We start from the raw sequence: 12,547 nt of genomic DNA, 5'->3' as shown, positions 1-12,547 counted from the left end.
AAGACGTAGGCCCGCTTGTCAAAGCGGGTGGCTACGGCCCGGAAGCCCTTGAGCTGATTGATCGTCCGCTCGACCTCGCTCCTGCGGACGTAGCGCGATGGGCCGAAGCTGGTGGGCCGACCTCCTTGGCTGCCGCGGTTCTGGCGGTGGGTCCGCTGGTCGCGGCGCTCGGGAATGGTGTAGGCGTCGAGTGCCGCCTGCTGATCGCTGAGAACGGCGATTCGTGCAGCGAGCCGATCGCGGTAGCTCTGCACCTCGTGCAGGAACTCCGCGCACACCACATCGGTGCCGGCATGGGATCCGTGAGGCCGGGCAGGACCTCCCTGATCAGTCGCACGGGCAGCCCGGACTCCAGCAGCGAGCGGATGACGAGGACCCGGTCGATGGTGGACTGGCAGTAGTCGCGGAACCCATTGCCGTACCGGCCAGGGACGATCAAGCCCTCGTCCTCGTAGTGCCGCAACGACCGCGCACTCACGCCGCTGGCGCGGCCGAGGTTTTCCAGGTCGGCGGTGGAGCGGTGCCGGGTCGCAGCATGGACGTCGATGAGGTCGCGGACCGCGCCGCGGTCCGCGAGCGCGCGGCCCTTGGTGCCGTTCACGTCGTCCAGCGAAAGAACCGGCCCGTACTCGGTGAGGGTGGGCGGCGCCCAGAACGCCTCCTTGAGGACGTCGACCTCGCACTCCTCGCCCGTGGCGGGGCCGGTAGCGATGAGCCGGCCCGACAGCGGACTGGACTCGATGTGCCGGACGCCCCAGCCACGCTCCGCCAGACCGTCACCGACCGTGCGGACGATCTTGTCGATAGGGGCCGGGTTCTCGGTGGCCACGTCCAGGTCCTGGGAGAGCCGGTCGACCAAGCCATGGGCTTGGACGGCGTAACCGCCGGTGGTCACCAGCGGGTAGGGCGTGCCGATAGCAAGGACGTCGGCCAGGAGCCGGCGGTGCAGACCTGTCAGGTTCACGCGACCGTCGCGGCTGTCGCGGTGCTGAGCTCGGGGAAAGCGGCTTCCCACACGTCCCTGATCGGACGGCTGATCAGCGTGCGCAGCACCGGCCACTGCTCGATGAGCAGATCGCGGTTCAGGAAGTCGATCAGGTCCTGGCGCTGTCCTTCGGCCAGGACAGTGCGGTACAGGCCCATCCGGGAGCGCGGCTGCTCCAGCGTGTAGGAGCGGCGGCCCGACCAGGCCACATGCAGCGGCAGGTCGATGGGGCCGTGGGTGGGACCGGTCAGGTCCTCCAGCTGAGCGGGCAGCCGCTTCGCGTACTGCTCACACAACAGCTCGAACGCGTTCGGCACCGGAAACGAGGGGGACTGCACGGTCGTGCCCCCAGTATCGCCCGGTGGGTCGCGTGGTTGCCAGGCCCCCGCCTGGCCGGAGCTCCGTGCAGGACCAGTCGAACGGGGCGTTCCGCCGCACCGGAGACCCGCCAGGGTTCACTGCGACCAGAAGACTCTTCGTCTCGCCTCGTCTCACGCATTTCTCACACACGAGAGCGCACGGGAGCACGCGAACACCTCTGACCTGGACATTCGCTATCGGCACGGACCACGGTGGACCAGGTAGACGCGTCGTAGGCTGGCAGCATGGCCTACGAAATTCCGGTGACGCAAGCCCGAGCGGAGCTCGCCGATCTGATCAACCGCGTCGTCTACGGCGGTGAAAGGGTGGTCGTCACCCGGCACGGCAAGCCGCTGGTGGCGCTGGTGTCCGCCGCTGACCTGCAGCTTCTCGAAGAACTGGGGCGGCGTGAGCAGGGCACGGAGGAGGAGCAGGTGATCAGTACGGTCTCCACCGTCCGCCAGCTGCCGTCCGCTCCGGGCGAACGGCGCCGCTTCGGCATCGCCGCAGAACACCGCGACCCGGCCGCCGGGGATCGGCGACCGGGTCGGGAGAGGTGACCGGTCGGTCGGCGCCGCCCCTTTCAGGAGGGCGCTGACCACACGTCAGGAGGACCGGTTCAGGAGCTGAGCTCCCAGATGGCGTGGGCGATGGCGTCGGTGTTGTTGTCCAGCGCCTTCGCGTCGATGTTCTTCGAGGTGTCGCAGGACTGGTGGTAGCAGGCGTCGAACGCCTTGCCGGCCTCGCCGCCCCAGTTCTTCGCCTGCTCCTCGGTCTTGATGTAGTCCGCGCCGGAGAAGAGGCCGCCGACCGGGACGCCCACGTCCTTGAAGGCGGCGTGGTCCGACCTGCCGTCGCCCTCGGTCTCCTTCTCGGTGGCGAGGTTCTTGGTGGCGAAGAAGTCCTTGAAGACCTTCTCCAGGCGGGTGTCGTCGTCGTAGACGAAGTAGCCCGGGTTCGGCGAGCCGATCATGTCGAAGTTCAGGTACGAGTCGAGCTTCGACTTGCCGGCGCCGAGGGTGTCGACGTAGTGGCGCGAGCCGACCATGCCGTCCTCCTCGTCGCCCCACCAGCCGAACCGCAGGTGCTTGGTGGGCTTGAGGTCCGCCTTGGCGACCGCGAGCGCGACCTCCAGGATTCCGGCCGAACCGGAACCGTTGTCGTTGATGCCGGGGCCCGCGTCGACCGAGTCCAGGTGCGCGCCGGCCATCACGGTCTTGCCCTCGTCACCGCCGGGCCAGTCGGCGACGAGGTTGTAGCCCTTGGCGCCGTTGTTGTCGAACTCCTGGACCTCGGTGGTGAATCCGGCCTTGTCCAGCTTGCCCTTGACGTAGTCGATGGACGCCTTGTAGCCCGGCTGTCCGTGGGCGCGGTTGCCGCCGTTGGCGTCGGCGATCGACTGGAGTTGGTCCAGATGGGCCTGGACGGCCTTGACGTCGATGTCGGGGGCGGCCGCCGGCGCGGGGCCGGCATGGGCGCCGGTCGCGACGAAGAGGGTGGCGGCCAGGGCGGTGGCGGTGCCGGTGGCCAGCGCGATCCGACGTATTCGTGCAGAACGAGACACTGTGTGGCTCCGATACTGGTGTGGGGGGTTGGTGCGGAGCGTTTTGACGCGCACATGAGGATCGCGATCACTGCGGAGATCGTCAAGAGCGCATATCGGACAGGCGTGTTCGCGGAGCGGGGCATGTCCTTTTTGTGGCGATAGTGGGGAATTGGAGATGAGGTGGGTCGCCTCTTTCGTGCGGCGGCGGCACCTTCGGGGTACGGAATTCGCCACTCGATTCCCCGTGCGGTCAAGGGGGATGCGGCTCTTGCTGCGATCGCGGGACAGCGGTTGCCGCGCCGTAACGGGCGCGAAGACCGCGTGTTACACGGGGCGTAATGCGAGGCGCTGACGGGTCCCTGGTTGTAACGTCGCCGAAATCCCGCCGAACTAGCCTCCGAGCGTGGGGCGCTTGATGGCCAAGTGCTGGAGGTCGGTTTGCTCCTCCTTTAAATGCTGCGTGGTACACCTAATCTGTGGGTGTGCTCACGCCCGTGACCTGGGCATACGCGTCCGGGCGGGAAGACTGTGAGGTGGAACGTATGCAACTGACCCCGCATGAACAGGAACGCCTGATGATTCATGTGGCGGCAGACGTGGCCGAAAAGCGGCGTTCCCGGGGGTTGAAACTCAACCACCCGGAGTCGATCGCGCTGCTGACCGTGCACATCCTCGAAGGAGCCCGGGACGGCCGTACCGTCGCCGAGCTGATGTCCTCCGGCCGCAAGGTCCTCACCCGCGACGAGGTGATGGAGGGCGTGCCCGAGATGATCCACGATGTGCAGGTCGAGGCCACCTTCCCGGACGGCACCAAGCTCGTCACCGTTCACGAACCCATCAACTGACGGCGGGAGAGCGCCAGATGATCCCGGGACAGATCCTCCACGCCGATGAGCCGGTGCGCCTCAACGAAGGCCTCCCCCTCACCCGCCTGACGGTCCTCAACGCGGCCGACCGCCCCGTGCAGGTCGGCTCCCACTACCACTTCGCCGAGGCCAACCCCGGCCTCGACTTCGACCGCGCGGCCGCGCACGGCAAGCGGCTGAACGTCGCGGCCGGCTCCGCCGTGCGCTTCGAGCCCGGCATTCCCACCGAGATCGAACTCGTGCCCATCGGGGGCAAGCGGATCGTCGAGGGCCTGCGGGGCGAGACCGGAGGCACTCTCGATGGCTGAGCTGACCCGCCAGGCGTACGCCGATCTCTTCGGCCCGACCGCCGGCGACCGCATCCGGCTCGCCGACACCGACCTGGTCATCGAGATCACCGAGGACCGTTCGGGCGGACCCGGACGCGCCGGCGACGAGGCGGTCTTCGGCGGTGGCAAGGTGATCCGCGAGTCGATGGGCCAGTCCCGCGCCACCCGCGCCGAGGGCACCCCCGACACCGTGATCACCGGGGCCGTCGTGCTCGACCACTGGGGCATCGTCAAGGCCGACGTCGGCATCCGCGACGGCAGGATCGTCGCGCTCGGCAAGGCCGGCAACCCCGACACGATGGACGGCGTCCACCCCGACCTCGTCATCGGCCCCGAGACCGAGGTCATCGCCGGAAACGGCAAGATCCTCACGGCCGGCGCCATCGACACCCACGTTCACTTCATCTGCCCCCAGCAGGCGGACGAGGCGCTGGCCTCCGGCGTCACCACGATGGTCGGTGGCGGCACCGGGCCGGCCGAGGGGAGCAAGGCGACCACCATCACCCCGGGCGCCTGGCACATTGCCCGGATGTTCGAGTCCATGGACTCCCTGCCCGTCAACGTCGGACTGCTCGGCAAGGGCAACACCACGTCCGTGGCCTCGATGCGCGACCAGCTGCGGGCCGGCGTCCTCGGCTTCAAGATCCACGAGGACTGGGGAGCCACCCCGGCCGTCATCGACGCCTGTCTGAACGTCTGCGAGGAGAGCGGCGCCCAGCTCGCGATCCACACCGACACCCTCAACGAGGCCGGATTCCTCGGCGACACCCTGGCCGCCATCGCCGGCCGCTCGATCCACGCCTTCCACGTCGAAGGCGCCGGCGGCGGCCACGCCCCCGACATGATCGCCATGGTCTCCGAGCCGAACGTGCTGCCCGCGTCCACCAACCCCACCCGGCCGCACACCGTCAACACCGTCGAGGAGCACCTCGACATGCTGATGGTCTGCCACCACCTCAACCCCGCCGTCCCCGAGGACCTGGCCTTCGCCGAATCCCGGATCCGCCCCTCCACGATCGCTGCCGAGGACATCCTGCACGACCTCGGCGCGATCTCGATCATGTCCTCCGACGCCCAGGCCATGGGCCGGATCGGCGAGGTCGTGCTGCGTACCTGGCAGACCGCGCACGTCATGAAGCGGCGCCGGGGAGCACTGCCCGGCGACGGCGGCGCGGACAACCATCGGGCCCGCCGCTATGTCGCCAAGTACACCATCAACGCGGCCATCGCCCAGGGCATCGACCACCTCGTCGGCTCCGTCGAGGACGGCAAGCTCGCCGACCTCGTCCTGTGGGACCCGGCGTTCTTCGGCGTCAAGCCGCAGCTCGTCATCAAGGGCGGCCAGATCGCCTATGCGCAGATGGGCGACGCCAACGCCTCCATCCCCACCCCGCAGCCCGTCCTGCCCCGCCCGATGTTCGGCGCCACCGGCCGGGCCCCGGGCAGCAACTCGGTCAACTTCGTCTCCCAGCAGGCGATCGAGGACGGTCTCGCCGAGCGCCTCGCGCTGGCCAAGCCGTACGAGGCGATCCGTAGCACCCGGGGCGTCACCAAGGCGGACATGCGCAACAACGACGCCCTGCCACGCGTCCATGTCGACCCCGACCGCTTCACGGTGACCATCGACGGCGAAGTGGTCGAACCCGCTCCCGCCGTCGAACTCCCCATGACCCAGCGGTACTTCCTCTTCTGAGCGCCGCCATGAACGAAACGGGCCAGCACACCCGAAACACACCGGAGCGGCGCCGATGAGCCGGGCGGCGCTGCTGATCCTCGCCGACGGACGGTTCCCGGCCGGTGGGCACGCCCACTCGGGCGGCGCCGAACCGGCCGTCACGGCAGGACGCATCAAGGACGCCGCGAGCCTGGAGAGCTTCTGCCGGGGGCGGCTGCACACCGCGGGCCTGGTCGCGGCGGCGCTGTCCGCCGCGGCGGCCGCCGGGCACGACCCGCTCGCGCTGGACGACGTGGCCGACGCCCGTACTCCCGTGCCCGCGCTGCGGACCACCGCCCGCAAGCTGGGGCGGCAGATGATGCGGGCCGCCCGCGCCACCTGGCCGTCACCCGAACTCGACGCGCTGGCCATGGCCCGACCGCGAGGCGCACACCAGCCCGTCGTGCTGGGGCTGGCCGCGCGGTCGGCGGGGCTGGATCCGCTGGACGCCGCGTACGCGGTGGCGTACGAGAACGTCAGCGGCCCGGCCACCGCGGCCGTCCGCCTGCTCAGCCTGGACCCCTTCGACGCCACCGCGGTACTCGCCCACCTGGCCACCGAGCTCGATCAGGTCGCCGACCGGGCGGCCGAGGCGGCACGGCGGGTGCGCGCCGAAGGGGTCGACGCGCTGCCCGCCGCCTCCGCGCCGCTGCTGGACATCACCGCCCAGCAGCACGCCGCCTGGCCGGTACGCCTCTTCGCCTCCTGAACACCGCGCCACGACAGACCCCGCCCCGAACCCCACACCAAGTCCCCGGAGCCCGTATGCACCTCGACCACAAGGACACCTTCCCCGAGCGGTACACCTACAGCGCCGCCGACCCGGTGCGCGCCGACGGAACGCGCCGCGCCCTGCGCCTCGGCCTCGGGGGCCCGGTGGGCACCGGCAAGACCGCCACCGTCGCCGCGCTGTGCCGGGCGCTGCGCGACGAGCTGTCCATCGCCGTCGTGACCAACGACATCTACACCCGCGAGGACGCCGAGTTCCTGCTCCGCGAGGCCGTACTGCCCGCCGAGCGCATCACCGCCGTCGAGACCGGCGCCTGCCCGCACACCGCGATCCGCGACGACATCTCCGCCAACCTCGAAGCCGTCGAGGACCTGGAGGAGGCGGTCGGGCCCCTCGACCTCGTCCTGGTCGAATCCGGCGGTGACAATCTCACCGCCACCTTCTCCAAGGGACTGGTCGACGCCCAGATCTTCGTCATCGACGTGGCCGGCGGCGACGACATCCCCCGCAAGGGCGGCCCCGGCGTCACCACCGCCGACCTCCTCGTCATCAACAAGACCGACCTCGCGCCCTACGTCGGCGTCGACCTGGAAGGCATGGCCCGCGACGCCAAGGCCCAGCGCGGCGAACTGCCCGTCGCGTTCACGGCACTGAAGTCGCCGAACGGCGTCCGGCCCGTATCGGACTGGGTCCGCGCCCGGCTGGCGGAGTGGACCGCGGGCCCGGCATGACCCTCGCGCTCCCGAAGCAGACGGCGGTGTCGCAGGCCACCGCGGTCCCGGCGGCCGGTCTGTGCGCCACCGCCCGGATCGTCGCGCGGTCCGACGGCGGTTCGGGCACCACCCGGCTTCCGGTCCTCGACGGCGACGGCCCGCTCGCGCTGCGCCGCATCCGCGCGCACGGCGACCAGGCCCGGGTCTGCGTCGTCGGCGCCATGAGCGCACCGCTCGGCGGCGACCGGCTGCGCATCGAGGCCACGGCCGAGGCGGGCAGCGCGCTGCACATCACGGCCGCCGCGGCGACCGTCGCGCTGCCCGGCCGCACCGGCGCACCGGCCACCTACGACGTGCATCTGACGGTGGGCGACGGCGCACGGCTCGACTGGCTGCCCGAGCCGCTGATCTCCGCCGCGGGCAGCGATCTGCGGATGACCACGACCGTCGAACTCGCCCCCACCGCACGCCTGGTGCTCCGCGAGGAGCAGGTCCTGGGCCGCAGCGGCGAGCAGACCGGAGCGCTGCGCAGCCGGCTCACCGTGCGCCGCGCCGGCCGTACGCTGCTCGACCAGGAGACCGCGTACGGGCCCGGGGTCCCCGGCTGGGACACCCCGGCCGTACTGGGCGGCCACCGGGCCGTCGGGCAACTCCTGGTGATCGACCGGCAGGGGGAGTCCGGGCCGGCCGAGGTACGGCTCTTCGGTGCGGCGGCGGGTGAGCGGTCCGCCGACGGCGCGGGCCAGGGGGTCCTGGCGCCGCTCGCCGGTGGCGCGCTGCTGGCCACCGCCCTCGCCCCGGACGCGCTACGGCTGCGGCGCCTGCTGGACGAGGCCGCCCGAAGCGCCGCCGCCGGGTGAGGCTCACACCTCCAGATCGGCCTCCAGCCGGGCGAGGCGGTGGCGGGCCAGCGCGAGATTGGCGCGCTTGCGGTCCAGCACCAGATAGAGGAAGAGGCCGCTGCCGCCCTTGCCGGTGACCGGACGGATGATGTGGTACTGGGCGGTCAGGGTGATGAGCATGTCCTCGATGGAGCCCTGGAGTTCCAGCATCTCCATGGTGCGCATCTTCGCGCGGACGACATCGGTGTTTCCGGCCGCGGCGATATTGAGGTCCAGGGCCAGGTTGTCGCCGAGAGTGGCCAGCGCCATACCGCTGGTGTAGTCGACCAGGGCGACGCCTATGGCGCCTTCGATGGTCGACATGGCATCGGCGAGGGCGGATTCCATCTGAGCCATGAGGGGTGTGACCTTTCCGTTCTTCGAAGGTGTTGCTGTGTGGTGCGTGGTGTTGGGGTCGTAGGTGTGCGGTGAGGGAATTCCCGTGCGGGGCGCTACTGCTGGCGCGGTGCCGCGTCGACCAGGGCGCCGATGCGTTCGGCGGCCCGTCTGGCCTGCAGATGGAGCCGGCCCACGTTGGTGTCCGGGCTGGCCACGGCCGTGAGGACGGCGCGGCGGCCGGCCGAGTAGGCCGCGATGTAGCCACCGGTGCCGCGCGTCAGGGACTCCTCGAACGACCCCTGACCGGTCGCCTCGGTGAGGCGCTTGGCGACCCCGATGGCCGCGGCGGTGAGTGCGGCAAGGCCGTCCGGTTCGATGTCCGGAAGGTCGTGGGCGATGACCATGCCGTCCACGCTCGCCACCATTCCGCCCTGGAAATGCCTCACCTGATCCCGCAGTGTGAGTAGCTCGTCCCGTATCCGGGGCTCGATCGTCATCAGTCTCCTTTTCGCGGCCAGTCTTTTGATGGCGCGCCTCATGCCGTGCACGGTCTTCGCGCGCAAGGGTTCACAGGTTTTCCTCCAGCGCCGTACGCAGTCGGATCAGGAGGGCAATATCCGGATCGGCGGTGTCGAGGAGTTCCGGTACCGGTAGTTGCCAGGTCGGGGTTTCGTGCCGATCGGCGGGCTCCGGCAGGTGCCCGTCCAGGCAGGCGCCGGGCCGCCGCCGGGGGAGTGCGGCCGGCGACGGCACGCGCACGAGACCGGCCGCGGCCAGGCGGCGGATGTCGAGCAGCGTCACGAACGCGGACTGTCCCAGTGAGCGGGCGAGTTCGTACGGGGTGTGCCGGCCGTCGGCCCGCTCCAGCAGCCGCTGTTGCCCGGCCGTGGTGCGGGCCCGGCGGCCGGGGCGTACGGGAACGACGGGCGAGGTGTCGACCGCGGCCCAGGGCCGCAGCCGGTCCAGCAGTGCCCGGCGGCGGGCCGTCGCCTGCTGCAGGGCGGTGGCGCTGATCTGGCGCACGGCCCCCAGCCAGTGGGCGGTCCCGGGGGTGAAGGAGGTGGCCTCGGGCGGCAGCGGCAGGGCGAAGAAGGCGGCGTCGAGCAGGGCCGCCAGATGGCAGATCTCCAGTTCACCCTGCGTCAGCCAGCCCTCGCTGACCAGGAACTGGCCGACGCGGTGCTGCGGCCCGGCGGTGTCGACGGCCTGCCCCCAGCCCTGCTCGGGCACCTTGCCGGCCGCGGTGAGCCGTACGTCGAGCCCGGGTGCGGCGGCGCCCTCGACGCAGGTGACCGCCCCGTCGAGCAGGTAGACCGAACCGTGCGGGCCGCGCAGGACGCCGGTGACGCGTTGCGCGGCGAACCGGTCGAGCAGCCCGTCCGGGGTGGGTGGGCGAGGAGGTATGGGCAGGCCCATGGCTGGTTCCCTAACCGTTCGTGCGAGGTGGCGGAGCAGCGGTGTCAGGACGGGACCAGCTCCGCCGCCAGATCGCGCAGCCGCAGCCGGGCGACGGCGAGATTGGCCTGCGCACGGTCCAGCCAGAGGTAGAGATAGGTCTGGCTGTCGAAGGCGGTGTGCACGAAACGGATCAAGTGGTAGCTGTCGGCGGCCGTGATGATCAGGTCCTCCAGGGCCGGACCGGAGGCGCCGCCGGTGTCGAAGGTGGCGTTGCGCGCCACGGCCTGCACGACGTCGGCGGTGTCCGCCGCGGCCGCGTCATGGTCGCCGTGCGGGGCCTGGCCGGCCGTACCGAGGGTCAGGCCGCTGGTCCAGTCGATCAGCCCGGCGCCCAGGACGCCCGGGATCCCCATTGCTCGGGACAAGACCTGATCGATACCCGGCACTTCGGAACTCCTTCGCGACGGCTGTGGGACGGGGCGGTTGAGGCGCGAAAACGCCGAAGCCCTCCCGTTGTGGCAGCGTGTGGGAGAGCCTTCACGGAAGGTTACTGAAGGTGCGCGATGGGCACATGCCTCCTGGGCAGGTCTGTGGCAATTGACGTGTTCTCGCCCCTCCGCGGCCCTCCGGCGGCCATCGCGTCGGGCCTCGCCCCGCCGGGATGCCATGTCGCGCGAGTCGACCGGCCAAGCGGCCTTCACCATTCCGCCACGTCAACTGCCCCGTGTGTGGCTCTGGTTGGCAGCCGCCCCGGTGCGGCGTGCCGGGCCCTGCGCCGCGCACCACCGCCCGCCCGCCTTGGCTGAAATGATGCGGTTCTGTCGCGATGTCCGGCCGTTCCGCCTGCGGAGCCCATCCGGCGTCAAAACCTACAGCTTGGTAAAGAATTGCCGGTCAAACCTGTTCAGGAGGGGCTGTAAGACGACAGGATCCCTCCGTAAGACCTGTGATCAACGCCGCCACAAGTGGCAACCGAGCAGGGGGAAACCACCACGTGAGAAGAAAAGCAGCGCTCGGCGCCGCCGGCACCCTGGTGACCGGCGCGCTCCTCACCGGAGCGATAGCCGCCACGCCCGCCAGCGCCGGCGAGCACCCGAAGACCAAGACGGCCGAAGCGCGCGGTGTTCAGACCGCCGCCGCACGCGCGGCCAAGAAGGGCATCGACTGGCAGGACTGCCCCGCGGACTGGGGCCTGAAGTCGCCCGTCCAGTGCGGCTATGTCACCGTCCCGGTCGACTACGCCCGGCCCGACGGCCGCACCATCAAGATCGCCGTCGACCGGGCCGTCAGCACCGGCGGCAAGGAGGAGCGCCAGGGCTCCCTCCTGTACAACCCCGGTGGACCCGGTGGTTCGGGCATGAGGTTCCCGACCCGCATCACCACCAAGAACCCCCTGTGGGCCAAGACCGCGAAGGCATACGACTTCGTCGGCTTCGACCCCCGGGGAGTGGGCCACTCCGCCGCCATCTCCTGCATGGACCCGCAGGAGTTCGTCAAGGCCCCCAAGGCCGACCCGGTGCCGGACAGCGAGGCGGACAAGCGCGCCCAGCGCAAGCTCGCCAAGCAGTACGCGCAGGGCTGCGCCGAGCGCAGCGGCGACCTCCTGCCGTACATGACGACCGCGAACACCGCCCGCGACCTCGATGTGGTGCGTGCCGCGCTCGGCGAGAAGAAGCTCAACTACCTGGGCGTCTCCTACGGCACCTACCTCGGCGCCGTCTACGCGACGCTCTTCCCGGACCATGTCCGCCGGATGCTCGTCGACAGCGTCGTCGACCCCTCCCGCGAGAAGATCTGGTACCAGGCCAACCTCGACCAGGATCTCGCCTTCGAGACCCGCTGGGGCGACTGGAAGAAGTGGGTCTCCAAGAACGACGCGGCCTACCACATCGGTGACACCCCCGAGAAGGTCCAGACCGCCTGGGAGAAGCTGCGGGCGACCGCCAAGAAGGAGCCCATCGGCGGAGTCGTCGGCCCCGCCGAACTGACTGGCTTCTTCCAGAACGCGCCGTACTACGACTCGATGTGGGCCTCGGTCGCCGAGGTCTGGAGCGCCTACCTCGCCGGTGACAGCAAGCCGCTGGTCGAGAACGCCGGTCCCGACCTGAAGGACACCGCCGGCAACATCGCCTCGGAGAACGGCAACGCCGTCTACACGGCCGTCGAGTGCACCGACACCAAGTGGCCCACCAGCTGGCGGAAGTGGGACCGGGACAACACCCGCATCCACCAGCAGGCACCGTTCATGACCTGGTCCAACGCCTGGATGAACCTGCCCTGCGCCACCTGGCAGGTCAAGCAGCAGCGCCCGGTGGAGGTCACCACCGGCAAGGGGCTGCCGAGCGTGCTGATCGTGCAGAGCGAGCGGGACGCGGCCACGCCGTACGGTGGCGCCGTCGAGCTGCACAAGCGGCTCGCGGGCTCGCGTCTGATCACCGAGAAGGACGCCGGTTCGCACGGTGTCACCGGCCAGGTCAACCCCTGCATCAACGACCGGGTGGACGCCTACTTCCTGGAGGGCAGGACCGACGCCAAGGACGTGACGTGCGCCCCGCACGCCACGCCGAAGCCGACCAAGCCGACGGCGAAGGCCGTCGCCAAGGGCGCGGCCGACCTTCCGGCCGCACCGTAGCGGCACGGAGGTGACACGAAGGGGCGGCCGGGAATCCCTCCCGGCCGCCCCTTC

General features: G+C 70.5%; 15 protein-coding genes and 1 pseudogene. 8 read left to right on the top strand and 8 right to left on the bottom strand.

The window, feature by feature from the left end; all coding sequences use genetic code 11:
• Positions 1-31 precede the first annotated feature (31 nt).
• From ACFWZH_RS24255 to ACFWZH_RS24245, 3 genes and pseudogenes are all read right to left on the bottom strand, one after another.
• Positions 32-439, bottom strand: a complete 408-nt coding sequence (locus ACFWZH_RS24255; protein WP_384434950.1) for a hypothetical protein — start codon at positions 437-439, stop codon at positions 32-34.
• Positions 440-964: pseudogene (locus ACFWZH_RS24250) on the bottom strand (nucleotidyl transferase AbiEii/AbiGii toxin family protein); the annotation flags it as partial.
• The gene (locus ACFWZH_RS24245; RefSeq protein ID WP_384434866.1) at positions 961-1,302 is read right to left on the bottom strand and encodes a hypothetical protein; all 342 of its coding nucleotides are present in this window, start codon (positions 1,300-1,302) and stop codon (positions 961-963) included. The pseudogene ACFWZH_RS24250 and the gene ACFWZH_RS24245, both read right to left, overlap by 4 nt.
• A 288-nt stretch (positions 1,303-1,590) precedes the next feature.
• Here ACFWZH_RS24245 and ACFWZH_RS24240 point away from each other — a divergent pair, with 288 nt between their 5' ends.
• Positions 1,591-1,905 (top strand): type II toxin-antitoxin system Phd/YefM family antitoxin, encoded by a 315-nt coding sequence (locus tag ACFWZH_RS24240; RefSeq protein WP_384434863.1) that lies wholly within the window; start codon positions 1,591-1,593, stop codon positions 1,903-1,905.
• A gap of 59 nt (positions 1,906-1,964) precedes the next feature.
• On the opposite strand, the gene ACFWZH_RS24235 is transcribed toward ACFWZH_RS24240, so the two are convergent.
• The gene (locus tag ACFWZH_RS24235; protein ID WP_384434860.1) at positions 1,965-2,909 is read right to left on the bottom strand and encodes a M28 family metallopeptidase; all 945 of its coding nucleotides are present in this window, start codon (positions 2,907-2,909) and stop codon (positions 1,965-1,967) included.
• 524 nt (positions 2,910-3,433) lie between these two features.
• On the opposite strand from ACFWZH_RS24235, the gene ACFWZH_RS24230 reads away from it, so the two are divergent.
• From ACFWZH_RS24230 to ACFWZH_RS24205, 6 genes are read left to right on the top strand one after another with little or no spacing between them, the layout of a single operon-like run.
• The gene (locus ACFWZH_RS24230) at positions 3,434-3,736 is read left to right on the top strand and encodes an urease subunit gamma (RefSeq protein ID WP_360957481.1); all 303 of its coding nucleotides are present in this window, start codon (positions 3,434-3,436) and stop codon (positions 3,734-3,736) included.
• A gap of 17 nt (positions 3,737-3,753) precedes the next feature.
• Complete coding sequence (locus tag ACFWZH_RS24225; protein WP_384434858.1) at positions 3,754-4,065, top strand: urease subunit beta; 312 nt, start codon at positions 3,754-3,756, stop codon at positions 4,063-4,065.
• Positions 4,058-5,779, top strand: a complete 1,722-nt coding sequence (locus tag ACFWZH_RS24220; RefSeq protein ID WP_384434855.1) for an urease subunit alpha — start codon at positions 4,058-4,060, stop codon at positions 5,777-5,779. Before ACFWZH_RS24225 ends, ACFWZH_RS24220 begins: the two co-directional genes overlap by 8 nt.
• A gap of 55 nt (positions 5,780-5,834) precedes the next feature.
• Positions 5,835-6,509, top strand: a complete 675-nt coding sequence (locus ACFWZH_RS24215; protein WP_384434851.1) for an urease accessory protein UreF — start codon at positions 5,835-5,837, stop codon at positions 6,507-6,509.
• 56 nt (positions 6,510-6,565) lie between these two features.
• Positions 6,566-7,261, top strand: coding sequence for an urease accessory protein UreG (ureG, locus tag ACFWZH_RS24210; protein WP_384434849.1), 696 nt, complete (start codon positions 6,566-6,568; stop codon positions 7,259-7,261).
• The gene (locus tag ACFWZH_RS24205; RefSeq protein WP_384434846.1) at positions 7,258-8,103 is read left to right on the top strand and encodes an urease accessory protein UreD; all 846 of its coding nucleotides are present in this window, start codon (positions 7,258-7,260) and stop codon (positions 8,101-8,103) included. Before ureG ends, ACFWZH_RS24205 begins: the two co-directional genes overlap by 4 nt.
• 3 nt (positions 8,104-8,106) lie before the next feature.
• Here ACFWZH_RS24205 and ACFWZH_RS24200 read toward each other — a convergent pair whose 3' ends face one another.
• From ACFWZH_RS24200 to ACFWZH_RS24185, 4 genes are all read right to left on the bottom strand, one after another.
• Complete coding sequence (locus ACFWZH_RS24200) at positions 8,107-8,481, bottom strand: hypothetical protein (RefSeq protein WP_384434844.1); 375 nt, start codon at positions 8,479-8,481, stop codon at positions 8,107-8,109.
• A 95-nt stretch (positions 8,482-8,576) separates the two neighbouring features.
• Positions 8,577-8,960: a roadblock/LC7 domain-containing protein gene (locus ACFWZH_RS24195; protein WP_384434841.1), complete on the bottom strand. Its 384-nt coding sequence runs from the start codon at positions 8,958-8,960 to the stop codon at positions 8,577-8,579.
• 70 nt (positions 8,961-9,030) lie between these two features.
• The gene (locus tag ACFWZH_RS24190) at positions 9,031-9,879 is read right to left on the bottom strand and encodes a hypothetical protein (protein WP_384434838.1); all 849 of its coding nucleotides are present in this window, start codon (positions 9,877-9,879) and stop codon (positions 9,031-9,033) included.
• Positions 9,880-9,923: 44 nt separating this feature from the next.
• Positions 9,924-10,307 carry a hypothetical protein gene (locus ACFWZH_RS24185; protein ID WP_384434836.1) on the bottom strand — a complete coding sequence of 128 codons (384 nt, stop codon included), beginning with the start codon at positions 10,305-10,307 and terminating at the stop codon, positions 9,924-9,926.
• 548 nt (positions 10,308-10,855) lie between these two features.
• Between ACFWZH_RS24185 and ACFWZH_RS24180 the strand changes: the two genes are divergently transcribed.
• Complete coding sequence (locus tag ACFWZH_RS24180) at positions 10,856-12,493, top strand: alpha/beta hydrolase (protein WP_384434833.1); 1,638 nt, start codon at positions 10,856-10,858, stop codon at positions 12,491-12,493.
• Positions 12,494-12,547 lie beyond the last annotated feature (54 nt).

The sequence above is a fragment of the Streptomyces sp. NPDC059008 genome (genome assembly GCF_042749045.1).
In the GTDB taxonomy this organism is placed as follows: Bacteria; Actinomycetota; Actinomycetes; order Streptomycetales; family Streptomycetaceae; genus Streptomyces.
The sequence above is the reverse complement of the archived record's forward strand: the minus strand, read 5'-3'. Positions and strand labels throughout refer to the sequence as shown.

Coding starts and splice junctions, on each gene's coding strand:
- ACFWZH_RS24240 (WP_384434863.1), top strand. CDS start 1,591: ATGGCCTACGAAATTCCGGTGACGCAAGCCCGAGCGGAGCTCGCCGAT.
- ACFWZH_RS24215 (WP_384434851.1), top strand. CDS start 5,835: ATGAGCCGGGCGGCGCTGCTGATCCTCGCCGACGGACGGTTCCCGGCC.
- ACFWZH_RS24230 (WP_360957481.1), top strand. CDS start 3,434: ATGCAACTGACCCCGCATGAACAGGAACGCCTGATGATTCATGTGGCG.
- ACFWZH_RS24190 (WP_384434838.1), bottom strand. CDS start 9,879: ATGGGCCTGCCCATACCTCCTCGCCCACCCACCCCGGACGGGCTGCTC.
- ACFWZH_RS24195 (WP_384434841.1), bottom strand. CDS start 8,960: ATGACGATCGAGCCCCGGATACGGGACGAGCTACTCACACTGCGGGAT.
- ACFWZH_RS24225 (WP_384434858.1), top strand. CDS start 3,754: ATGATCCCGGGACAGATCCTCCACGCCGATGAGCCGGTGCGCCTCAAC.
- ACFWZH_RS24205 (WP_384434846.1), top strand. CDS start 7,258: ATGACCCTCGCGCTCCCGAAGCAGACGGCGGTGTCGCAGGCCACCGCG.
- ACFWZH_RS24220 (WP_384434855.1), top strand. CDS start 4,058: ATGGCTGAGCTGACCCGCCAGGCGTACGCCGATCTCTTCGGCCCGACC.
- ureG (WP_384434849.1), top strand. CDS start 6,566: ATGCACCTCGACCACAAGGACACCTTCCCCGAGCGGTACACCTACAGC.
- ACFWZH_RS24200 (WP_384434844.1), bottom strand. CDS start 8,481: ATGGCTCAGATGGAATCCGCCCTCGCCGATGCCATGTCGACCATCGAA.